Annotated in this window: 19 protein-coding genes; 9 read left to right on the top strand and 10 right to left on the bottom strand. The window is 47.0% G+C overall.

What is annotated here, in order from left to right:
• Window positions 1-105: 105 nt before the first annotated feature.
• The 3 genes from gndA to ACLUWI_RS05935 all read right to left on the bottom strand — a co-directional run bounded on the left by gndA (window position 106) and on the right by ACLUWI_RS05935 (window position 4,717).
• Window positions 106-1,545 (bottom strand): NADP-dependent phosphogluconate dehydrogenase, encoded by a 1,440-nt coding sequence (gndA, locus tag ACLUWI_RS05945; protein WP_169461627.1) that lies wholly within the window; start codon window positions 1,543-1,545, stop codon window positions 106-108.
• 225 nt (window positions 1,546-1,770) lie between these two features.
• Window positions 1,771-3,249, bottom strand: a complete 1,479-nt coding sequence (gene zwf, locus ACLUWI_RS05940) for a glucose-6-phosphate dehydrogenase (RefSeq protein WP_347953905.1) — start codon at window positions 3,247-3,249, stop codon at window positions 1,771-1,773.
• 301 nt (window positions 3,250-3,550) lie between these two features.
• The gene (locus tag ACLUWI_RS05935; RefSeq protein ID WP_412146579.1) at window positions 3,551-4,717 is read right to left on the bottom strand and encodes a CynX/NimT family MFS transporter; all 1,167 of its coding nucleotides are present in this window, start codon (window positions 4,715-4,717) and stop codon (window positions 3,551-3,553) included.
• A 255-nt stretch (window positions 4,718-4,972) separates the two neighbouring features.
• Between ACLUWI_RS05935 and ACLUWI_RS05930 the strand changes: the two genes are divergently transcribed.
• On the top strand, window positions 4,973-5,404 hold the full coding sequence (locus ACLUWI_RS05930) for a VOC family protein (protein WP_412146578.1): 432 nt from the start codon (window positions 4,973-4,975) through the stop codon (window positions 5,402-5,404).
• Between the two features lie 53 nt (window positions 5,405-5,457).
• On the opposite strand, the gene ACLUWI_RS05925 is transcribed toward ACLUWI_RS05930, so the two are convergent.
• Together ACLUWI_RS05925 and nrdI are read right to left on the bottom strand one after the other, a co-directional pair.
• Window positions 5,458-6,387, bottom strand: coding sequence for an aldo/keto reductase (locus ACLUWI_RS05925; RefSeq protein WP_412146577.1), 930 nt, complete (start codon window positions 6,385-6,387; stop codon window positions 5,458-5,460).
• 92 nt (window positions 6,388-6,479) lie between these two features.
• Window positions 6,480-6,938, bottom strand: coding sequence for a class Ib ribonucleoside-diphosphate reductase assembly flavoprotein NrdI (gene nrdI / locus ACLUWI_RS05920; RefSeq protein ID WP_412146576.1), 459 nt, complete (start codon window positions 6,936-6,938; stop codon window positions 6,480-6,482).
• Between the two features lie 154 nt (window positions 6,939-7,092).
• Between nrdI and ACLUWI_RS05915 the strand changes: the two genes are divergently transcribed.
• The 3 genes from ACLUWI_RS05915 (at window position 7,093) to ACLUWI_RS05905 (ending at window position 9,120) form a co-directional block, all read left to right on the top strand.
• Window positions 7,093-7,956 (top strand): ATP-binding cassette domain-containing protein, encoded by an 864-nt coding sequence (locus tag ACLUWI_RS05915; RefSeq protein WP_412146575.1) that lies wholly within the window; start codon window positions 7,093-7,095, stop codon window positions 7,954-7,956.
• A gap of 17 nt (window positions 7,957-7,973) precedes the next feature.
• Window positions 7,974-8,498, top strand: coding sequence for a saccharopine dehydrogenase related protein (locus tag ACLUWI_RS05910; RefSeq protein WP_412146574.1), 525 nt, complete (start codon window positions 7,974-7,976; stop codon window positions 8,496-8,498).
• 103 nt (window positions 8,499-8,601) lie between these two features.
• On the top strand, window positions 8,602-9,120 hold the full coding sequence (locus ACLUWI_RS05905) for a DUF1836 domain-containing protein (RefSeq protein WP_412146573.1): 519 nt from the start codon (window positions 8,602-8,604) through the stop codon (window positions 9,118-9,120).
• Here the strand turns inward: ACLUWI_RS05905 and ACLUWI_RS05900 are convergent.
• Window positions 9,117-9,938, bottom strand: coding sequence for a sugar phosphate isomerase/epimerase family protein (locus tag ACLUWI_RS05900; RefSeq protein ID WP_412146572.1), 822 nt, complete (start codon window positions 9,936-9,938; stop codon window positions 9,117-9,119). The two genes, ACLUWI_RS05905 and ACLUWI_RS05900, sit on opposite strands and share 4 nt — an antisense overlap.
• A 400-nt stretch (window positions 9,939-10,338) precedes the next feature.
• On the opposite strand from ACLUWI_RS05900, the gene ACLUWI_RS05895 reads away from it, so the two are divergent.
• Window positions 10,339-11,715 carry a Na+/H+ antiporter NhaC family protein gene (locus ACLUWI_RS05895; RefSeq protein WP_412146571.1) on the top strand — a complete coding sequence of 459 codons (1,377 nt, stop codon included), beginning with the start codon at window positions 10,339-10,341 and terminating at the stop codon, window positions 11,713-11,715.
• 55 nt (window positions 11,716-11,770) lie between these two features.
• Here the strand turns inward: ACLUWI_RS05895 and ACLUWI_RS05890 are convergent, their stop codons facing one another.
• The 3 genes from ACLUWI_RS05890 to ybaK form a co-directional block, all read right to left on the bottom strand.
• Entirely contained in the window at window positions 11,771-13,204 is a 1,434-nt protein-coding gene (locus tag ACLUWI_RS05890) for a C69 family dipeptidase (protein WP_412146570.1), read from the bottom strand.
• An 80-nt stretch (window positions 13,205-13,284) separates the two neighbouring features.
• Window positions 13,285-14,025 (bottom strand): hypothetical protein, encoded by a 741-nt coding sequence (locus tag ACLUWI_RS05885; protein ID WP_412146569.1) that lies wholly within the window; start codon window positions 14,023-14,025, stop codon window positions 13,285-13,287.
• Between the two features lie 6 nt (window positions 14,026-14,031).
• Window positions 14,032-14,532, bottom strand: a complete 501-nt coding sequence (ybaK, locus tag ACLUWI_RS05880) for a Cys-tRNA(Pro) deacylase (protein WP_412146568.1) — start codon at window positions 14,530-14,532, stop codon at window positions 14,032-14,034.
• 272 nt (window positions 14,533-14,804) lie between these two features.
• Between ybaK and ACLUWI_RS05875 the strand changes: the two genes are divergently transcribed.
• The 4 genes from ACLUWI_RS05875 to ptsP all read left to right on the top strand — a co-directional run bounded on the left by ACLUWI_RS05875 (window position 14,805) and on the right by ptsP (window position 21,003).
• Window positions 14,805-15,533, top strand: coding sequence for a GntR family transcriptional regulator (locus ACLUWI_RS05875; RefSeq protein WP_412146567.1), 729 nt, complete (start codon window positions 14,805-14,807; stop codon window positions 15,531-15,533).
• An 11-nt stretch (window positions 15,534-15,544) separates the two neighbouring features.
• Window positions 15,545-16,348: a Cof-type HAD-IIB family hydrolase gene (locus ACLUWI_RS05870; RefSeq protein WP_412146566.1), complete on the top strand. Its 804-nt coding sequence runs from the start codon at window positions 15,545-15,547 to the stop codon at window positions 16,346-16,348.
• 293 nt (window positions 16,349-16,641) lie between these two features.
• A complete protein-coding gene (locus ACLUWI_RS05865; protein WP_412146565.1) occupies window positions 16,642-19,041 on the top strand; it encodes a phosphoketolase in 2,400 nt (799 codons plus the stop codon).
• 234 nt (window positions 19,042-19,275) lie between these two features.
• Window positions 19,276-21,003: a phosphoenolpyruvate--protein phosphotransferase gene (gene ptsP / locus ACLUWI_RS05860; RefSeq protein ID WP_412146564.1), complete on the top strand. Its 1,728-nt coding sequence runs from the start codon at window positions 19,276-19,278 to the stop codon at window positions 21,001-21,003.
• 78 nt (window positions 21,004-21,081) lie between these two features.
• Here the strand turns inward: ptsP and ACLUWI_RS05855 are convergent, their stop codons facing one another.
• On the bottom strand, window positions 21,082-21,540 hold the full coding sequence (locus ACLUWI_RS05855; protein WP_412146563.1) for a universal stress protein: 459 nt from the start codon (window positions 21,538-21,540) through the stop codon (window positions 21,082-21,084).
• Between the last annotated feature and the right edge of the window lie 121 nt (window positions 21,541-21,661).

Genomic DNA, 21,661 nt, shown 5'->3' with positions numbered 1-21,661 from the left:
ATAATAAATAAAGCGTCCTACCAGTTGCGGGACGCTTTTTGAGTTCAGAATAAAAAAGCGCCGAACACTAGGGATCGACGCTTTGAAATCAAGTCTAATTGATTTTTATTGTTCAACGTACCAGCTGTAGTGGAAGTTGCCTGGGCGGTCAACACGTTCGTACGTGTGAGCACCGAAGTAGTCACGTTGTGCTTGCAGCAGGTTGGCAGGCAGAACTTCAGCACGGTAGGAGTCGTAGTAGTTGATGGCAGCAGCCAGGGATGGTACAGGAATACCAGCATTGATGGCCATGGATACGACTTCACGCGTAGCCTTTTGGTACTTCTTGGCAATGTCTTTGAAGTAGTCGTCCAACAGCAGGTTCTTCAGTTCAGGATCCTTTTCAAAGGCATCCGTGATCTTTTGCAGGAATTGAGCACGGATGATGCATCCTTCACGCCAGATTTGAGCCAGTTCACCAAACTTCAGGTTCCAGTCGTAGCGTTCGGAGTCGATCCGCATTTGTTCGAAACCTTGTGCGTAGCTCATAACTTTACCGAAGTAGAGGGCTTCACGAACCTTTTCAACCAGTTCCTTCTTTTGGTCTTCAGAAACAGTTGGTTTTTCAACATCTTCTGGCAGAACCTTGCTTGCAGCCACACGTTCGTCCTTCAGCATGGAGATGTAACGAGCGTAAACGGCTTCCGTGATAACGGATTGTGGAGCGCCACCGTCAAGGGCAGTTTCAGAACTCCACTTACCAGTACCCTTGTTGGCACCACGGTCAAGGATCATGTCAACGATTGGCTTGGACTTGTCTTCGCCCAAGTCGTCCTTGCGAGTCAGAATGTCGGCAGTGATTTCAACCAGGTAGCTGTCCAGTTCGCCCTTGTTCCATTCAGCAAAGATGTCAGCCATTTCATCAACGGAAAGACCCAGAACGTTACGCATAAAGTTGTAGCTTTCGTCGATCAGTTCTTCGTCACCGTATTCGATACCGTTGTGAACCATCTTTACGTAGTGGCCGGCACCGTTAGGACCGATGTAGGAAACGCATGGCTTGCCGTCTTCAGCCTTGGCAGCGATTTGCGTCAGGATAGGTTCAACCAGGTCATATGCTTCCTTTTGGCCACCAGGCATCAGGGAAGGACCTTGCAGGGCACCCAGTTCACCACCAGAAACACCCATGCCGATGAAGTTGATGCCGGATTCGTCCAGCTTAGCGTTCCGTGCCATCGTGTCGTGGAAGTTGGTGTTACCACCGTCGATCAGCACGTCACCCTTGTCCAGCAATGGCAGGAGTTCTTCAATAACAGCGTCAGTTGGCTTGCCGGCCTTAACCATCATCAGGATTCGACGAGGCTTTTCCAGAGAGTTGACGAATTCTTCAACCGTGTAGCTAGGAATCAGCTTCTTGTCGCTGTGGTCACGCATCATTTCATCGGTACGTGAACGACTACGGTTGTATACACCAACAGTAAAGCCGCGGCTTTCAATGTTCAGTGCCAGGTTCTTGCCCATAACGGCCAAACCAACAACACCAATTTGCGCTTTTTGATCTGACATTGTGTTGTCACACTCCTTAAAAACTTAATTACATCATTTACAGAAACTATTATACCAGAAAGCGGTAAAAGTTGAAGAAATAATTGCTAAACCTTGCACAATCTTTACATTAAGATGATCGATAAAATTTGAAAAAATTAAGTAAAAAACTCAATCAACTGAAAAACAATTGGTTGAGCTTTAAGTAAAAAAATTTCACAAAAACGATTAAAACGATCTTTGATTTTAGTGATTCAGACGGTAAACCCATTGACGGCCATCGCGAGCCAACAGTTCGTCAGAAGCAGCTGGACCCATTGAACCAGGCGTGTAGTTAGGGAATTGAGGTTCTTCAATGTCCCAAAGCTTGCGGATAACGTCAACGAACTTCCATGCGTAGGCAATTTCAGCCCATGATGCAAAGTTGGTGTGGTTGCCTTCCAGTGCATCGTGGAAGAGACGTTCGTATGGTTCTGGCGATTCGTTCTTAGCTTCGTCGCTTTGCAGGTACTTCAGGTCAACTGGTTCAGTCGTGAAGCCTTGGCCAGCGCGCTTAGCGTTCAGACGCAGTGAGAAGCCGGAGTTTGGTTCAACGAAAATCGTCAAGACGTTGGAGTTCAGGGATTGTTCACTCTTCATCCGTGGGTTGGCGAAAATGTCGATCAGCGGCTTCTTGAAGACAACGTCGATGCGAGTAAACTTGTCAGCCAGTTTCTTACCGGTCCGTACGTAGAATGGCACGCCAGACCAGCGGTAGTTGTCAAACATCAGCTTGGCAGCAACGAAGGTTTCCGTAATGGAGTTTGGATCAACACCGTCTTCATTGCGGTAGGCGTGCGTATCATCGCCGGCACCATATTGGCCACGGACAAAGTTGGCGGCTGCTTCGGATGGGGTGTAGACCCGCAGTGAACGCAGTGCCTTGATCTTTTCAACCCGAACATCAGTGTCAGTGAAGGCGACTGGTTGTTCCATTGCCAATTGCGCAACGATTTGCATAATGTGGTTTTGCAGCATGTCACGCAGCGCGCCAGATTGGTCGTAGTAGCCAGCACGTTCTTCAACACCCAGCTTTTCGCTCAGCGTTACTTGGATGTTGTCAATGTAGCGGTTGTTCCACAGAGATTCAATGATCGTGTTGCCAAAACGCAGGGCTTGGATGTTTTGAACCATTTCCTTACCCAGATAGTGGTCGATCCGGAAGATTTGGTTTTCGTTGAACGTTTGTGACAGTTCGTCATTCAGCTTCTTAGCGGATTCGTAGTCGCGACCAAATGGCTTTTCAATCACCAGACGATTGAAGCCATCTTTGGTCAGCAGGTCCTGCTTCTTTAGGTTCAAGGCAATCGTGCCAAAGAATTGAGGAGCCATGGACATGTAGAACAGGCGATTGCCTTCAGCGCCAAATTGCTTGTCCAGTTCTTCCAGGCGTTGCTTAAGCACGGTGTAGTGTTCAGGCTTGGTAACGTCATGGGATTGGAAGAAGAAATGCTTAGCAAATGCCTGTGCTTGACCTTCTTCGTTTTCCATACCGTTGACGGACTTCAAAACCATTTGTTGGAAGTCTTCATCGCTCAGCGGACGCCGAGAAGTCCCGAGCAGAGCAAAGTGTTCTGCCAGGTAGCCTTTCTTGTAAAGGTTGAATAATGATGGGTACAGCTTGCGTTGCGCAAGGTCGCCGGCTGCCCCGAACAGCGTAATTAAAGCTTTATTTTCCTTAGCCAAAATGTTCACTCCTTCTGAAAATATCAGAAAATCACTCTAACGCTTAAATTATATACTTTTATGTTCAAACCTGCACTAGAAAGCGTCCCCACTTTTTACTGAATTTTGAAATGGACCACGCCTAAGAAAAGCGCATTCTGGGGTTTTGTTAAACGCTTATCAGATAATGGTATAGGCCGAAAATAAAATTTTATTTTAGCATTAAGCATTGACCTGACGTTAAAGCAATCGCTTGCACGTATCTGATTTTTAGTAAAAAAGCACGCCGACTTCAAGCAGGCGTGCTTTGAATGATCAGTAATTAATCGACATAAGGCTTGCGTTCGCTTAAAACGCCAAAAATGGTGAAGACGATGGCAACCAGCATGGTAGTAAGTTCACCGGCAAACCATGAGTCGCTGGCAGCCTTAAGATTACCGACGACCATCGGACCAACAGCAGCCAGCAGGTAGCCTAATGATTGAGCCATGCCAGACAGTTTACCCGTATCAACCGGAGTTTTAGTCTTTAAGCTGAACAAGGTCATAATCAAGGCAAACGTTGATGAAGTTCCAATTGCCAAGAACAGGCTGACAAAGACAAACCAACCAAAGCTATGGAACGGCAGCATCAAGCCAAGATAGCCCAGAATCGTGAAGATACCGGCACCGAGAATCAGCGGCGTCCGGTTGTTCAGCTTGGTTGCCCATAATGGCGCTAAAAAGGCCCCAGGCATGGAGAACAGCTGGAACAGTCCCGCGATTAGACTGGATTGATTGCTGTTTAGTCCGGCACTGATTGCGATTGATGGCAGCCAGGCAACCGTTGTATAGAAGACAAATGATGAAAGACCAAAGTAGACCAAAATCAGCCAGGCCGTCTTGTTTTTCCACATGTTGATGCCAACGCTTGATGATTCACTGGTTCCGCGTTGGTTGAAACGCAGATTTGGCAGCCATAATACCAATGTTGCCAAAACCAGCATGCTGAGGAGCATTACTGAGAACTGCCAGCTGCTGTTTTGCGCGACTGGAGTAATGGCGTAGGCGCCAATTGCCGAGAAGAGTGCCAGTGAAACATTATAAAGACTGGTCATTGAACCGATCTTGTCAGGCAGGTTTTCCGTGATGATGGCAGGCAGGAGCACGTTTAAAAAAGTAATTCCGATGCCGACCAATAGCGTGCCGATCATTAAGGAAGCGTAGTTGAGAACCCGCAGCCAAGAGCCGGCAAATAAGATCAGCAGGGCAATCGCAATCGTCAATTCATTGCCAAGCTTTTGTCCAATCATTGGTACTACGACCGCGACCAAGCCAAAACAGATTAAAGGAATCGTAGTTAGAATTCCCAGGCTGGTAGTAGCCACATGAAATGAGGCCGCGATATTGCCAACGATTGAGGGAATCGAGGTTATCGGCGTCCGCATGCAGGCGCCCAGCAGGAAAATACCTAAAACTAAAAAGGCGCTATGTTTGCGTGTGTTGTTCAAAAGATCATTCCTTTCTTGATTTAGTAGTTGGTTATTTGTTTCCGCTTTTTTCTAAGACCACGTCATTGTAACATGAATCTGCACAAAGTTTAACGATTTACATGCAACAAAATCAAGATGAACGTCAAAATGCAGTATTCGTCGCAATAAACGACCATTGACGCTTATCTAGCTCTTTTTTGAATCGAAGTCGTGATTTGACGAATGCTCTGTGGCTCCCTATAATTTAAAAGAACACTTTATCGGAGGAAAATTATGACGGCAAAAATCTATCCGTATTTGACTTTTGAAAATGCGCGCGAAGCCATGCACTATTACGTGGAACAGTTTGGCGCCGAGATCATCTACCGTCGGCCGCTTTCAGCGGAACAGGCTGAAAATCTTGGTTTGGCGTTGGATGATCTGGATGCCACGACGGCGCACGGTGAATTTTCAATTGTTGGACAGAAAATCGTCTGTGCCGATGCAACGATGGGTAATCCCCAAACCTCTTCGCTGATCTCCTTGCTTTTGGATTTTGGCGGTGATGAAGCGGGCGCCAAGGAATTATTCGATCGCTTGGCTGCCAGTGACGCACAGCGTGTAACCCTGCCTTTTGGACCGCATGAACTGGGCGGCAATCTGGGACAAATCGTTGATCAGTACGGCATTACCTGGCTGATCAGTGCAGGAATCCCACAAGAATAAACTTATGAATTAAAAAAGCGAATCAGGTCATTTACGACCGGATTCGCTTTTTACTATTTAAAGCTGGCGGGATCGGCAATCACGTTATCGATGCCATTAGGATTGCCGGACCATTTGAATTTGTCGTACCAGATGGCATGTTTTTCGGTATCCAAAGTATCGATCTGCATGCATTCTGCTGGTGACAGTTCAAAATCAAAAAGATCGGCATTTTCCCGCATGCGTTGAGGGTGCGTGGTTTTGGGAATTACAATCAGATCATGCTGCAAAGCCCAGCGCAGTTCAATTTGGGCTGGCGTTTTTTGATGGCTTTGAGCAATCTTTTCGATGATCGGTTCGTGCAGGAGCGTGCCATTACCCAGTGGCGACCAGGCTTCCATTTGAATGCCATGCTGCTGGCAGAAGTTGACGACAGCTGGCTGATGAATCTTGGGATTGAACTCGATTTGATTGATGGCGGGCATGATTTGAGCATGGTCCAATAGATCACGCATGCGCTCAACATCGAAATTGCAGACACCGATTGCCTTAGCCTGACCATCGGCATAGATTCGTTCCATTGCCTGCCAAGTCTGGTTGTATAAGTCGTTGACCGGCCAGTGCATCAGTAACAGATCAACGTACTCGGTCCGCAGAGCCCGCAGCTGTCCTTCGAATCCTTTGCGTACACGGTCATAGTCACCTTGATCGCCATTATAGATCTTGGTAGTCAAAAATACGCTGGCGCGGGTACGCTTGGTAGTTTGAAAGGCATCCTGCATTCCTTGACCAACCGCACTTTCATTGCCATACTGCTTGGCCGTATCCAACAGCACGTAGTCGTTTGTCAATGCATCGTAAACCATTTGTCGCGTAGTTTTGAGCGGAGTCTTCCAAACGCCCAGACCAATCTGAGGCATTAACAGGCCATTGTTTAGTTGAACTTTTGGCTGCAAATTCTGATTCAAAAAATCATCTCCATTACTGCATGAAATCGATACCATTGCTAATCCTATTATAAAACTGTTTGTTCACGTGAAACGTATAAAAATTAAAAAAGCATGACCAAAGACTGTCATGCCAAAAATATTGTTGATTAGGCGTTGGCCTGTTGCCAGCGCTTGGTTAGGATAGCGTAGATCTGCTCAACGTCCTGGCTGGTACCACGTAGTTCGTAGTCAGCCAAGAATGGTACCTTGAATTCGTAGGCATACTTGCGGGCAGTCAGGCAGTACTGTTCATTAAAGTTGCGATTGCCGCTGCCGACTACGCCTAAGCATTTTTTTGCATTATCGTTTTCTGCGATGTATTCGCCCAAAGCATTGGTCATCAGTTCTTTAACGCCAGAATCAAAACCATTGCCGCCGTCAAGATAAGTCGGCACAAAGGCAAAGAAGGGTTCGCTTTCAGCTGCCGGCATCGTTTGATCAGTAATTTCTTTTAGATTGATGGTCGGTAGCTGCGGATTGAAACTGTGCTGTTGTTGGGCGTATGCCTGTAGACGGGTTAGAAATGAGCGCGTGTTGCCCTCGATAGAGATAAAAAGGATGTTCATGTCGTTTGATTTCCTCTTTCTTATTGATTAATAGTTGATAACATATATTTTAGCTGATTTTTAGGGTAGTTGATACTGTCTTTTTAGCTTAAAAATGGTTTGATACAGCAACCACGTTATAATAAAAGCAAAGGATTAGAAAGGATGATTTTTCATGGTCGAAATAGTCATGCATAGTTTGACGATTGAAGCCGATAATGGCAGTCAGTTGTCAAATATTGACCTAACGCTGCATTCGCCTAATGTAGTGGCTTTTTGCAGTGCTGATCCATTATTTGGCGAGACGATGTTCTCATTGCTGCGCAGGCATGGTCAGCCAACCAAAGGTACGATTCAGATCAACGACCAGCCTCTAAAGGCATTTCGTCATCCAGAAAAAACGATGGCAATGCTGGATGATCTTAGATTTAAGGATCGCTGGACGATTCAGCGGGCAATTCATCAGGCTCAAAAAGGCAGTGCTAATTCGATTGACGATGAGCAGGCTCAACAGATTCTAAGTCAGTTTGGCCTGGAATGGCAGCTTGTAATTGGCGATCTCAGTCAAAAACAAAGAATCGAACTGAGCATAATTCTGCTGTTGGTCAAACAGCCCCCCGTCCTTTTGCTTGACCATGCGACTGACCGACTGTTACCGCAGGAAGCAAAGGCAATTTGGCAATTGCTGCGCAGCTATGCTCAAAAGACGGATGCATTGATCTTGATGACCAGCGATAATATGACGACCATGATGAGCTGCGCTGATGACATTTATTATTTCAGTCGCGGCTATTTGACTTCAACGCGCCACCTGCATCCTCAAAGCAGCGTTGACTGCGTGATTACCGTTTTTGGCAATGGTTTTCCGATTGAAACGGCCCAGAAACTGGGAGCCAGAATTTTGGAAGAAGCTCCTCAAGAAACCCGTTTTTTATATGCGGGTAATATTCAAGCGATTCTGCCGCTGCTGGAGCAAAGTACGATTACCGATGTTCGCATTGAGGATGCCACGGTGGCAGATGAACTGATGACCTACTAGTAAAATGAGGTGAGACGATGAATCGAATCATATTAATCGGTCAACGTAATGATGGCTTAAGCGAGTACCTGCTGTCATTGATGCCAGATGCTATAGTGGAGCCAAGTTTTCATTTTGAGCTGCAGAGTCAAGATGTCTTGTGCTGGCTGCCCCAGCCTGATGATCCGGTTGACCAGGATGTCTATGATCTGGTTGACTTGATCGATGACAGTAACGTGCAGCCGGCAAAAATCGTAATGCTCTCAATTGCCGGGACCGCCGATGATGCCACTAATGAGCAGTTGCAGAAATGGTATGGCAAACCGGCTTTGGACCTGGTATTAGGTCATCAATATGCGATTAAGATGATTGATGAGCTTGAGTTTCCATATGTGATTGTGCGGGCGTTGCCAATTGTTCCACGCGAAACGGCCTTAAAGATCATTGACGAGGGTCAAATGATGACGGGACAGGCAGTTGGCTTAGCTCAGGCAGCCAAAGTGCTGAAGACGGCACTGACGACTGATCAGTACCGCAATCAATCTGTTGGCATTGAAGACTAAAACATGAATACTTTGACGACCAATCAAATGCAGTAATATTGTATACTGGTTTTAAAAACTATCTAAAGCAACCAATCTATCTACTTGGAATGGGGGAACCAAAATGACGAGTTTTGAACGCTGGCAGGCTAACTTGGGAAAGATTCAGCTGCCGCACTGGGACGAGCTGCCAGATCTGGATCTTTATGTCGATCAAGTCGTTGCCTTGGTCAATGATCGGGCCTTGGGGATGGGTATCGCGCCAATTACCAAGTCGATGATCAATAATTATGTTAAAAAAGGCATCATCATGGCTCCGGTAAAAAAGAAGTACTCGCGTTACCAGCTGGCGGCCGTGATTATGGTTGCCATGCTTAAGGGAAGTTTTTCGATTCCTTCAATTCATGAGGGCATTAAGCAGGTTACGATCAATAATTATCCGCAACAGGCTTATGATCGATTCGTTGACTTGATGAATGCCCGATTGCATAACCAACCAGCAACGGCTGATAATCAGCTTGATCCGATCAATGACCAGCTGATCAATTACGTAGTGGAAACGCTGTTCAACCGCATGCAGGCTGCTGAGCTGCTAAAAGCCATGCAAGAGACTCAGCAGCCGCGCGACATCAAGAAAGGCTAATCAAATTCTTGAGCTATTTTGGCTAAATAGGCATGACTCTGCAGCTGTTCTTGACAGTTTTGCTGGTTTTGGAGATTGATTTCATAAATACTGGTAGCATTAGGATTTAAGCATGGCAAGACGCCGCGCCAATCAATCTTGCCGGTTCCCAGAGTCAGGCTGTCATGGGTTTGCCCCATTGAATCGACCAAATGATAATGAACGATCTGGTCTTTTAAATGGCGCAGTGATTTTTGCAGGCCTTGATTACTGCCGTGCAGCCAGATGAAACAGTGCGAGGTATCAAAGGCCAACCGATAATGATGGCTTAAAATCTCATCTTCCATTGCTGGATCGCCATAGGCAAATACCGGCGCGATGGAATTTTCAAACATGATGTGGCTGCCGCCTGCTTTTGCAAAACGATCCAATCGATCAAACGCGACTTGTTGTGCAGCCTGCAGATTAGGATAGCAGTCGATGTATTTGGTGGTTTCTTGAGCATAGGCACCGTGAATCAGACATTGAACGTTGAGATCCTTAGCCAAACCGATTAACTGCATCGTGGTCTCTTCGACAAAACGATACAGTTCGGGAAATTGTTTTTCAGGAGCCACGATCTCAGCATGAGTAGGTCCAAATTTCATCGGATGATGTAGAACAATCTTACTGACGCCACGGCTCTGCACGTACTGGACGGCCTCATATAGGTGCTGATAGCCGCTGGGGGTAAAGTCGCCTGCGTCAGTATAGAATTCATAGACGTCGGGATGATGCCGCAGACGATCGTCAATTTGCGCGCGACTGCTGCTGCCCTTTAGCCCAAGAAGTATTTTCATTTTTAATCGCCATCCTTTAAAACAGATTACCTTAATTATTATAGGGCAATCAGCACGTAATGCCCTTGCTGAATATTTTGCCCAAACCAAAGATTCTTATAAAATTAAAAAAGTCTAATTTTATATTGATTTTCTAATCTGATGGTTTTACAATGAGGCCAATAATTTTAAAAACGGAGATGGAATCATGGTCCAAGCATTTTCTAAGTTAACGTCTTATCAACGCTATCTGTAAATGATAGTGGTTGTGTTCGTTATGGATGCAGGCACGCAACAGCTTGTATCCGCGGAAGCTTGACATGATGCCGCCGCGGGCCGTCCCGTGGCGCTTGATGATTCATCAAATTTGCCGTCACGGAACAGCGTGGCGGTTTTTTATTTTGGAAAGGATGAACGGTCGATGGAACAGCGGCATTTGAAAATGACAGAAAGTCTCGGCGTGATCGTCGTCATGTTTTTGATTTTGGGAACCTTAATCATTAAATACAAGATGAGTCCGCAGATCCCAATTCTCTGCGTCTTTACGCTGCTTTTATTTTACGGCAGACTGCGCGGCTTTGCCTGGGAGGAGATTATCGGCGGGATTGCTGAAGGGATCAAGCCGGGAATTATTCCGATGATGATCTTTATGATGATTGGGCTTTTGATCAGTACCTGGCTGGCTTCTGGAACAATTGCAACGATTATGGTCATTGGCTTTGATCTGATTTCGGTCAAGTTTTTCATTCCGACTGTCTTTTTGGCTTGTGGTATCGTTGGTATTATCGTGGGCAATGCGTTTACAACGATTTCGACACTGGGCCTGGCCTTTATGGGAATTGGCCACGTTCTGGGCTTTAGTAATGCAATGACGGCTGGGGCCATCGTCGCGGGTGGCTTTTTAGGCAATAATCTCTCGCCGCTTTCTGACACCTCCAATCTAACCACCAGTCTGATCGGCAATCGCGTTCCGGAACATTTGAAAAATACTGCTAAGTCTGCGGTGCCTGCAGCAATTGTGACTGCCGTTATCTACGCGGTGATCGGTTTTCGTAATACCAGTGCGGATCTTTCACGCGTAGACGTTATCAGTAGCGCGCTCAAATCAAGTTTTCATGTTGGCGTTTGGTCGCTGTTGCCGATTCTGGTGCTTTTGATTATGTCGTTAAGGCAGGTGCCGGCGATTCCGACCTTATTGGCTGGCTCGTTTACGGCGCTGGTCTTGACCAAGATCTGGACGCCATCGCTGTCATTTGCCCAGATCAGCAATATGTTGATGAATGGCTTTCAGATGCATGGTAGTAAGCTGCTTGACTCGTTAATGTCCGGCGGTGGGATTGCCCACATGCTGAACTCGATTGCTCTGATTCTGTGTGCCTTATCAATGGGTGGGCTTTTAATGAAATACGGGGTTGTCGATCAATTGCTGATTGTTCTGCAAAAATGGGTCAATACGCCATTCAAGCTGGTTTTGGCAACAATTGTCAGTGGAGTAGCTGTCAACGTAATGATTGGCGAGGAATACCTTTCTGAGATTCTACCAGGCACGGCTTTCAAAGCAGCTTACGAAGAACAGCAGCTTTCTCAAAACATGCTGACGCGTTCATTAGTAGCTGGCGGTGCCGACATTAATCCCTTAGTACCTTGGAGCGTCAGCGGAATCTTCATTGCGGGAACCTTAAGCCTGCATGACTACGGCTACGTTGCCTTTACGCTCTACCCGCTGCTTAATCCGCTGGTAACTTTGATTCTGGCGGCATTGCCACAATCGAAAACCTCAAAGAAAGTAACTGCCTAAATAATAACCGGCAAAAAGCCCCGCATTTCAGCTGAGATGCGGGGCTTTAATAATGTTAAAGATTTTTATCCATCGTAAAAGTCAGTTTTGAAAGCTCTAGACCATGCATGATCAGCTGACTCATCAGTTCTTTGGTGCGTTTAGCCATTTCGGCAACCATTTCGTGGGTCTGCTCGCTCAAAACATCACTCGCTTCATTGTTGTCCATTCCTTCAGCAAGGGGAGCAGTTTCATCGATCCACTTGTAGAAATATTGGCGTGCGTCCTTGAGGTAGTCGAGATCGGCCTGTAAAAATTCGGCATGATGGCTTTCAACGATCATGGAAAGTGCTCGGTACATCCAGTAGGCACTCTTTAGGTTCATATTAAGCTCTTTAGGCGTGTTCTTGTAGCTGGCATCAACATCCGCGGCATTGCCAAAGAATGGGACGTATGGCGTGAACGTTGGAATCCCAAAGCTCATCCACATGATCGTTGAAGCAGCTTCTGGCAGATCAGGCCGAACCTGTAGAATGTGCGAGTTTTGGGTCCGGTTCAAAGAAATTGGCCGGAACAGATGCTTTTCTTTATCCGTGCCGTGGCCTAACGGATCATAAGGCGTGTTTTGATAGTGACTGCTCAAAACTTCCTCAACGTCTTCCAAGGTAATCTTATGGTCGGCCTTCATGACAAATGGCAGGTCAAAGTCCAGTGGATCCATCTCAACATCGGGGCTTAGAACCTTGTGACCATACCATTGCCGAGGCGTGTTGTAGTGCTGATCAAAAACGGTGGCCGTGCCAAAAATGTGGCGGAAGTTCCAACCGTCGCGATCCGGATTCAGATGGTGTTCTGCGACGAACTCGCGAATCGTGTCATCCCACATAAAGTTGTCAGGGTCATTGAAGTCAACCTCTTGAATGGCGATGCGATTGCCGGTTACCGCGTAGCAGTCATCAGGAATGCGCTGTGCGACCCAGTGATGACCGGTAATGATTTCCATATACCAGACGTCGTTTTTATCACTGAAGATTACGCCATTGCCTTCTGCAGAACCGTACTTTTTGATCAGTTGACCCAGATACTGTACCCCTTCGCGCGCGCTGTCAATAAACGGCAAGGTAGCGGCAACGATCAGATCTTCATTGATACCGGTATCTTCAACCAAAGGATCAAAGGCCAGTACTCGTTCATTGGAATAGGTGCTTTCAGTAGCGCTCATGCCGACGTTCTTTTCGTTAAAACCGCTTTCGTCAAAGACACCTTCCGTTTTGTAGTTGACGTTGGGCGTTCCTTGGTAGCGGTAGCCGTCAGCGGGACGATCAACCACGCATTTGTTAAGGTAGGCCTTAACCTGGTTGGGCTGGTTATGGTATGCCGGGTAGGTAACGAAACGCTGTGGGGTCAGGGGACCAAACGTATCATCGTTGCGGGCAGCCATGGTTGAGCCATCAATGGTAGCATTCTTGCCGACCAAAACCGTGGTACAGGCAGACAGATTTTTCTTCATTCTTTTAGACCTTCTTTTTCTACAAAGATTCCTAATTGCATTATAAAAATAATTCTAAGCGTATCTGGACAGCAGGTCAATTATCCCAAGCGGCTCAGCAGACTCAAAATCCCCAGCATCAGCAGATTGATCAACAGGGCAAATGCCAGCGACCAATAAAAAGGAGCCAGCCAGGTTCGCAGAGTCTGTGCGACGATCGGCCCTGTCGTAAACTGACAAAGAATCAAAGCCGTCGCCAAAAAAGCAATGATCAGCGTCATCAGACCAGTGGCGGAGTTTTCCAGATCAGCATTACTGAGATCAAAGCCGCCAATAGCAATGTTGCCGATCAAAACCAGCCACAGAATCGCGCGGCTGGCCGCTAGATGAATCTGCGGCGCCGCGGTTTGGGTGATCAAGGCATGCCAAAGCGTAAAGATTCCCGGCACCAGCCATTGAGTCAGGACAATGATTGCCAGTGTACAGCCAACGACTGGAGCAATCCCGATAAAGACATTGCCAACGCGCTGATAAAAACTATGCTCGTTCCAGGCATGATTGACATAGCCAAGAGCGTTGTCGGCTGGATTATGCGGATCAGGCACGTGCAACAGACGAAAACTGACAACCTGATGGCCAAAAAACAATGCCGTCAGCAGGTGACTCAGCTCATGAATGACAACGCCAATACCGCCAAGGATGATCTGGGCATAAAACCCGCCGATGACAACAGACAGAGCTTTGTTGCGACGACTGATCATAACGGTTAGCGCACCTAAGAGTACCGGAATCATTACCAAAAAAAGCCCCAGCGCGCCCAAGACTTTAAAATAGCCGTTCATGATCTTTTAATGCTGCTGCAGGTCGGCAAACTGGGCATGAACCAATTCAGCCAGCGCTTCTGCATTGACGGCCACGGAACGACCAATCTGACCAGAGGAGACATAGATTCGTTCGCTGGCTTTGGCATCATTATCGATAAAAATCGGGTACTTATGCTTTTCCCAAATGCCAACTGGAGTATTGGCACCGTGTACGTAGCCGGTCGTCTTGAGTAGATTCTTTAATGGAACCATGTCGACTTTCTTGTTGCCGGAAACTCGCGCCAAGGCCTTTTCGTCAAGGTGACTGTCAATTGGAACTACGCCAACTAATGGTCCAGTGGTTGGCCCTTCCAGTACTAGTGTCTTATAGATGAGATGCTCGTCGATACCCAGATGATCGACTTTCAATGACCGGACATCGCCATCTTCAAACGTTGGAAAGACAATTTGCTGATAAGGGATGTGGTGTTTATCGAGAATCTGTTCGACTTGAGTTTTTTTAATGCGTTGTTTTTTCTTGCTCATAAAAATAAAGTGTCTCCTTAATAATTTAAATATCAACCAGGTAATTAATCAAAACCGCAAGCCCATTATGACATGAGTTGCCTGAATTGATAAGGCGATGATCAGGTGTCCAATTTAAGATTGGGTATCAAATTTCAAGTTTTTGTCAAATCTGGGACGGACCAATTAACGTAAAAATGGTAACCAATTATCATGAGATTTGATATACTATGAACTGATTTAGATACTATAAGTTAAGACAGGGGTCGATGGACCGACCGAGGGGTAATTACATGGCAGACTTAGTATACCGCTCAGTAATGCGCGATATAAAACATAAGATACTCAATGGCGACTACGCGAACATGAAGCTTCCCGATGAACGCAGCCTTAGCAGTGACTACGGGGTCAGCCGCAGTTCCATTAAGCGGGCCTTGGGAATCTTGGCGCAGCAGGGCATCATTTTTAAGAAACGTGGTTCGGGGACCTTCATCAACCCGCTCTATTTAAAAAATCAGGCGATGTTTCGCTATGAGGGCAGCAATCTGGGGATTACCGACAGTTTCAAGCTTGATGGCAAAAAGCAGAGCATTAAACTTTTGAACTATCAAGTCGTACCAGCCAGCCAAGAAATTCAGCAGGATCTTTTTTTAAACGATAATGATTTTGTCTACCAGATCAAACGGCTGCGCTTGATTGACGATCAGCCATTCATGATTGAAACGGGCTATATTCCAATCAAGATCATGCCGATGCTTTCACCGGCTATTGTCGAAGGATCAATCTTCAACTATTTAGAAGAATCACAAAATAAAACCGTTACGCGCTCATTTATGACGATTTCGGTCTCGCCTTCCAATGATGAAGATCAAAAAGAACTGCACCTAAAGCCAGTCGAGCCAGTCGGCATGATGGAGGGCGTCTTTTTCTTAGATGATGGGACGCCGTTTGAAGTCTCAAACATGCGCGTGCACTATCAATATATGAAATACAATACGTTTGTCAATCTAAACCAAGATTAGGGGGGATCAACTTGATTAAGGCGATTGCCGTTGATATGGACGGTACTTTTTTAAATTCACAAAGCACGTTTGATCGACCACTGTTTGAAAAAGTCTATGCTCAGCTGCAGGCAAAAGACGTTGAATTTGTCGTCGCCAGTGGCAATCCGATTTATCAGCTGGCTGAAAAGCGCTTTGCCAAAGAAGCAGATGGCATGGCTTTTGTTGCCGAAAACGGGGTTGAGCTGATTGATCGCGGTCAGGAGATCTACTGCGGCCAATTTACCAAAGAGCAGGTTGCGACGCTGGTTGCATTTTTCCGCTCCATTCCTGACGGGCATTTGATTATTTCGGGGCGGCACCACGCCTTTGCTTTTGCGGGTGAAGATCCGCTTTTTATTAAACGCGTGCAGTCGCATTATATCCATATGAAAAAAATTCAATCATTGGCTGATATTGATGATCCGGTGGTTAAGTTTATGATGGATGTTCCGCCAAAAGAAACCAGATTTTGGATGGATGAGGTCATCAAACGGTTTGGCAAGATCGTTCATCCCGTATCAAGCGGCTATGGCAACATGGATTTGATCATTCCAGGAATGGATAAGGCAACTGGCTTAAAGCGGCTATTAGCGGCGCGTGGGTGGCAGCCCAGTCAGCTGATGGCGTTTGGTGACGGACAAAATGATGCTACCATGCTGAAATTAGCGGGTGAGAGCTATGCCATGGCGCAAAGTGCTCCAGAAGCCATTGCGGCCGCTAAGTTTCGTTGTGGCAGCAATGATGAGAATGGCGTGTTGAACAAGATCATTGAACGTTTTGATTTGAATGTTTGAAAGCCGGCCTGATTTAAAGCGGGCTTTTTTATTTCTTAAGAAAAAATTAGAGTGAAAAATACGCCTTTTTCGCAGAAATTCTGCTAAAATTTGGGTGTTCAATCAATCGGAGCAACTATGGTAAAGCCTTTTATAACAAAGGGAGAGACGGATTTTTAATAATTGGACCGTATCAATTTTCAAAAAGGTTGACTTTTAGAAAAAATCCTATATCATAGATAGCGTAAATTGATTGAGGTTTACGAGACGTTATAGTCAGAACGTAGTTATTTTATTTAAGGAGTGTAATATCGATGGCAGTAAATTACGATTCCAAGGAATACTTGGAAACTGTTGACGCTTACTGGCGGGCAGCCAACTACCTTTCTGTTGGTACGCTGTTCCTGATGCACAACCCTCTGCTGCGTCGCGAACTGAAGCCTTCCGACGTTAAGCCAAAGCCAATTGGTCACTGGGGTACGATTGTTCCTCAAAACTTCATTTATGCACACTTGAACCGTGTCATCAAGAAGTACAATGTAAACATGTTCTACATTGAAGGTTCAGGTCACGGTGGCCAAGTTATGGTCAACAACTCTTACCTGGATGGTTCCTACACGGAAATCTACCCAGAAATCACCCAAGACGAAGCTGGTATGGCTAAGCTGTTCAAGCACTTCTCCTTCCCAGGTGGTACTGCTTCACACGCTGCTCCTGAAACGCCAGGTTCACTGCACGAAGGTGGGGAACTGGGTTACTCACTGTCTCACGGTGTAGGTGCAATTCTGGACAACCCAGACCAAATTGCCGCTGTTGAAATCGGTGACGGTGAAGCCGAAACTGGTCCTCTGGCTGCTTCTTGGTTCTCTGACAAGTTCATCAACCCAATCAAGGATGGTGCCGTTCTGCCTATCCTGCAAATTAACGGTTTCAAGATCTCCAACCCAACGATCCTGGCTCGGATGAGCGACGAAGAACTTACTAAGTACTTCGAAGGTATGGGCTGGAAGCCATACTTCGTTTCCGCTTACAACGGCGAAGGCTTTGATGGCTACAAGGACACCATGGAAGTTCACGAAGAAATGGCTAAGACGCTGGATGCTGCTATTGAAGACATCCTGGCTATCCAAAAGCACGCTCGTGAAACTGGTGACGACTCCATGCCACAATGGCCAATGGTAATCCTGCGTGCACCTAAGGGTTGGACTGGTCCTAAGAAGGACTTGGATGGCAACCCAATCGAAAACTCATTCCGTGCTCACCAAATTCCAATTCCAGTCGCACAAGACGACATGGAACACAAGGACATGCTGATCAACTGGCTGAAGTCCTACAAGCCAGAAGAACTGTTCGATGAAAACGGTGCTCCAGTTGCCAAGGTTACGGCTAACACGCCAGAAGGCAACAAGCGGATGGCTATGAACCCAATCACTAACGGTGGTTTGGATCCTAAGCCACTGGTTATGCCAGACTACCGCAAGTACGCGGTTGACGTACAAGGTCACGGTGTTGTTAAGAAGCAAGACATGATCGAATGGGGCAAGTACCTGGACGAAATGTTCCAACTGAACCCAGACAACTTCCGTGGTTTCGGTCCTGACGAGTCCAAGTCCAACCGTCTGTACGCTGTTCTGGACAACGATAAGCGTCAATGGATGGAAGACATTCACGAACCAAACGATGAAGACTTGGCACGTCAAGGTCGGATGATCGACTCACAACTTTCTGAACACCAAGCAGAAGGTTGGCTGGAAGGTTACACGCTGACTGGTCGTCACGGTTTCTTCGCTACTTACGAATCATTCGGTCGTGTCGTTGACTCCATGTTGACTCAACACCTGAAGTGGATGCGTAAGGCTAAGGAACAATACTGGCGTCATGACTACCCAGCATTGAACTTTGTTGACACTTCTACGGTATTCCAACAAGACCACAACGGTTACACTCACCAAGATCCAGGTCTGTTGACTCACCTGTACGAAAAGGAACGTGCTGACCTGGTTAAGGAATACCTGCCAGCCGACACTAACGAACTGCTGGCTGTATCCGACAAGGCCTTCAACGACCGCGAATGCATCAACGTCTTCGTTACGTCCAAGCACCCACGTCTGCAATGGTTCTCCATTGACGAAGCTACTAACATTGTTAACCACGGTCTGGGCTACGTTGACTGGGCATCTACTGACCAAGGCGCAGAACCAGATGTTGTCTTCGTATCTGCTGGTACGGAACCAACTGAAGAAGCTCTGGCAGCTATCGACATTCTGCACGACAACTTCCCAGAACTGAAGATTCGTTACATCAACGTTGTTGAAATCATGAAGCTGATGACGCCTGACAAGAACGCTGAAGGTCTGACTGACGAAGAATTCGACCGTTACTTCACGGCTGACAAGCCAGTTATCTTCGCATGGCACGGTTTCCGTGACATGATCCAAAGTCTGTTCTTTGACCGTCACAACCACAACGTTCACATCCACAGCTACCAAGAAAATGGTGACATCACGACGCCATTTGACATGCGTGTGCTGAACGAACTTGACCGGTTCCACCTGGCTAAGGACGCTATCCTGAGCGTACCTGGTTACGAACAAAAGGCTGCTGCCTTCGTAAACGAAATGGACAACATGGTTGACAAGCACAACCACTACATCCGTACTGAAGGCAAGGACTTGCCAGAAGTTGAAAACTGGACTTGGAAGGGTCTGAAGTAATTTAACTTCGCTCGACTAAAACCTTAATATGAAAGCCGCTCGATTCATTTGAATCGGGCGGCTTTTGTTTTATCTGTAAGGCAGCCTAGCTTCAAATATATACTGAACCGATTGATAATACTTATGCAAACGCTTAAATAATGGTGGAAATGGAAATGATAACGGTTTATAATATACGAAGTTGATATATGTCAAACGGTTGACATTAGAGAATTGATGAGGGGGACAAACATTATGTCGCAAATCATTAAAGGGATTGCCGCCAGTGACGGGATTGGAATTGCTAAAGCATATCTGCTGATTGATCCGGATCTGAGTTTTGAAAAGAAAACGATTACCGATCCGGCCGCTGAGTATGAACGAGTTGAAAAAGCCTTCAGTGCCTCAATTGCCGATTTGGCGACCATCAAGCAGAACGCCAAGAGCCGCTTGAGCGATGAAGAGTTGGAAGTTTTTGACGCGCACATCGCCATTCTATCTGACCCAGAAATGAAGAATCAGATCAAAGACGAAATCGAAAGCCAGCACGTTTCCGCCGAAGAAGCCATGACGGACGTGACAACCAATTTTGCCAACGTCCTGGCCGCTATGACCGACAACAAGTACATGCAGGAACGGGCCGCGGACGTTAAAGACGTTGCTAAGCGGGCACTGAGTCATCTGTTGGGCAAGCAGCTGCCTGACATTGCCTCTATCAGCGAACCGGTCGTAATCATTGCCAAGGAGATTACGCCATCCGATACCTCGCAGATGGATGCCAAGTTCGTCAAGGGACTGGCAACCGATCTGGGCGGTCGGACCAGTCACGCGGCCATCATGGCACGGACATTGCGGATTCCGGCCGTGGTCGGTGCCGAAGACGTCACGAGCACGATCAAGAGCGGCGAAATGGTCATCGTTGATGGTCTGCATGGTGATATCATCGTTGATCCAAGCCAGGCTCAGATCGAGGAGTATCAGGCCAAGGCAGCCGCGTTTGAAAAGGAGCGGGCGGAATGGGCCAAATTGGTCAACGCGCCATCCGTTTCCAAGGACGGTCAGCATTTTGAGATCGCGGCCAATATCGGCACGCCTGATGACGTGGCGGATGCCGTTAAGCAGGGGGCCGATGGAGTCGGCCTGTTTAGGTCTGAGTTCCTGTACATGAGCAGTGATCATCTCCCAACCGAAGACGAACAGTTCGAAGCCTACAAAAAGGCAGTCGTAGGCATGCAAGGCAAGCCGGTCGTCGTGCGGACGCTGGACATCGGTGGTGACAAGCCGCTGAACTACCTGCCGCTGCCTGAAGAAATGAACCCATTCTTGGGCTATCGGGCCATTCGAATCTGCCTGCACCGCCCAGACATCTTCAAGACGCAATTGCGCGCCTTGATTCGGGCCTCCGAATTTGGTCCGGTTGAGATCATGTTCCCAATGATTGCGACCCTAGCCGAATTGCGCCAGGCTAAGGCAATCTACCAGGAGTGCAAGGATGAGCTGCAAAAGGATCATCCTGGCCTGGGCGACAATGTTAAGATCGGGATGATGATTGAAGTGCCACTGGCGGCTTTGTATGCCGATCAATTGGCCAAAGAGGTCGACTTCTTCAGTATCGGGACCAACGATCTGATTCAGTACTGCTTTGCGGCTGACCGAGGCAACGACGCGGTATCCTATCTGTATCAGCCACTTAATCCGGCCTTTTTGCGGCTGATCAAGCACGTGATTGACGCCGCTCACGCCAACAACACCAAGGCGGCCATGTGTGGCGAAATGGCTGGTGATCAGTTGGCTATGCCATTATTGCTGGGCATGGGACTGGATGAGTATTCCATGAGTGCCAGCTCGATTCTGCGGACGCGGAGCATGATGAAGAATCTGGACACTAAGGAATGCGCCAAGTGGGCCAACGACGCCATTAACCTATGCTACACGGCTGATGAAGTGGAAAAGATGGTTAAGACGCGGTTGGGTTTAGACTAAGCGTATCGGTTTAATGCTAAAAAAGAAAGACATGCTTCTTCCAGATGGGGCATGCCTTTCTTTTTTATTGGGTAATTGCTATTTTTGCGTGCGGGCAACCATGACGTCAGGTTTCGCCACACGAATTACATAACCGGTTACCGAACCCAAGACGATGCGTTCAAAAGTTGATAAGCCGGTCGAGCCAATGACAATCAAGTCATTGTTATGGTCTTTAGGAAAGTCGCGTCCGATAACCTGCTTAGGATTACCAAATCGCATGTGAATGTCGACCTTGGTAACGCCGGCATCGATTGCTTTTTGCTTGAGGTCTTCCAAGCGTTCCTGGGTTGTCTTAACCAAGTCATAGGTCTGATCGGGTGAAAGTGAGCTGGCCGGCGCGTAGCCATCAGAAAGCTGTGTGACCTGAACGACATTTAAAATATCCAGGTGAGCGTCGCAGGTTTTAGCCATTGCAATACCCTTTTCCAAAACCTGAGCGGTAACCTTTGAACCATCAACTGGCACTAAAATGTTGTGATATTGTCCATCTGCCATTGTTTAATCATCTCCTGATTTCTATAATTTTAGTATACAATATTTTTGGGTGGCAATCGGCAGAGTAATTGAGGTTTACAGCGCTTTCTAGTAGAATGGTGATGTTGCCAAGCAAATTATG

The organism is Limosilactobacillus mucosae (assembly GCF_046939755.1).
Classification (GTDB): Bacteria; Bacillota; Bacilli; order Lactobacillales; family Lactobacillaceae; genus Limosilactobacillus; species Limosilactobacillus mucosae_A.
This window is presented reverse-complemented; position numbering and strand designations above follow the sequence as displayed.

Excerpts from the sequence above, each read along its gene's own strand:
- ACLUWI_RS05855 (WP_412146563.1), bottom strand. The coding sequence starts at position 21,540 with ATGGCAGATGGACAATATCACAACATTTTAGTGCCAGTTGATGGTTCA.
- ACLUWI_RS05890 (WP_412146570.1), bottom strand. The coding sequence starts at position 13,204 with ATGAAGAAAAATCTGTCTGCCTGTACCACGGTTTTGGTCGGCAAGAAT.
- ACLUWI_RS05905 (WP_412146573.1), top strand. The coding sequence starts at position 8,602 with ATGACGAGTTTTGAACGCTGGCAGGCTAACTTGGGAAAGATTCAGCTG.
- ACLUWI_RS05875 (WP_412146567.1), top strand. The coding sequence starts at position 14,805 with ATGGCAGACTTAGTATACCGCTCAGTAATGCGCGATATAAAACATAAG.
- ACLUWI_RS05885 (WP_412146569.1), bottom strand. The coding sequence starts at position 14,025 with ATGAACGGCTATTTTAAAGTCTTGGGCGCGCTGGGGCTTTTTTTGGTA.
- gndA (WP_169461627.1), bottom strand. The coding sequence starts at position 1,545 with ATGTCAGATCAAAAAGCGCAAATTGGTGTTGTTGGTTTGGCCGTTATG.
- ACLUWI_RS05900 (WP_412146572.1), bottom strand. The coding sequence starts at position 9,938 with ATGAAAATACTTCTTGGGCTAAAGGGCAGCAGCAGTCGCGCGCAAATT.
- ACLUWI_RS05895 (WP_412146571.1), top strand. The coding sequence starts at position 10,339 with ATGGAACAGCGGCATTTGAAAATGACAGAAAGTCTCGGCGTGATCGTC.
- ACLUWI_RS05925 (WP_412146577.1), bottom strand. The coding sequence starts at position 6,387 with ATGGTATCGATTTCATGCAGTAATGGAGATGATTTTTTGAATCAGAAT.
- ACLUWI_RS05915 (WP_412146575.1), top strand. The coding sequence starts at position 7,093 with ATGGTCGAAATAGTCATGCATAGTTTGACGATTGAAGCCGATAATGGC.
- ACLUWI_RS05930 (WP_412146578.1), top strand. The coding sequence starts at position 4,973 with ATGACGGCAAAAATCTATCCGTATTTGACTTTTGAAAATGCGCGCGAA.
- ACLUWI_RS05865 (WP_412146565.1), top strand. The coding sequence starts at position 16,642 with ATGGCAGTAAATTACGATTCCAAGGAATACTTGGAAACTGTTGACGCT.
- ACLUWI_RS05910 (WP_412146574.1), top strand. The coding sequence starts at position 7,974 with ATGAATCGAATCATATTAATCGGTCAACGTAATGATGGCTTAAGCGAG.
- ybaK (WP_412146568.1), bottom strand. The coding sequence starts at position 14,532 with ATGAGCAAGAAAAAACAACGCATTAAAAAAACTCAAGTCGAACAGATT.
- ptsP (WP_412146564.1), top strand. The coding sequence starts at position 19,276 with ATGTCGCAAATCATTAAAGGGATTGCCGCCAGTGACGGGATTGGAATT.
- nrdI (WP_412146576.1), bottom strand. The coding sequence starts at position 6,938 with ATGAACATCCTTTTTATCTCTATCGAGGGCAACACGCGCTCATTTCTA.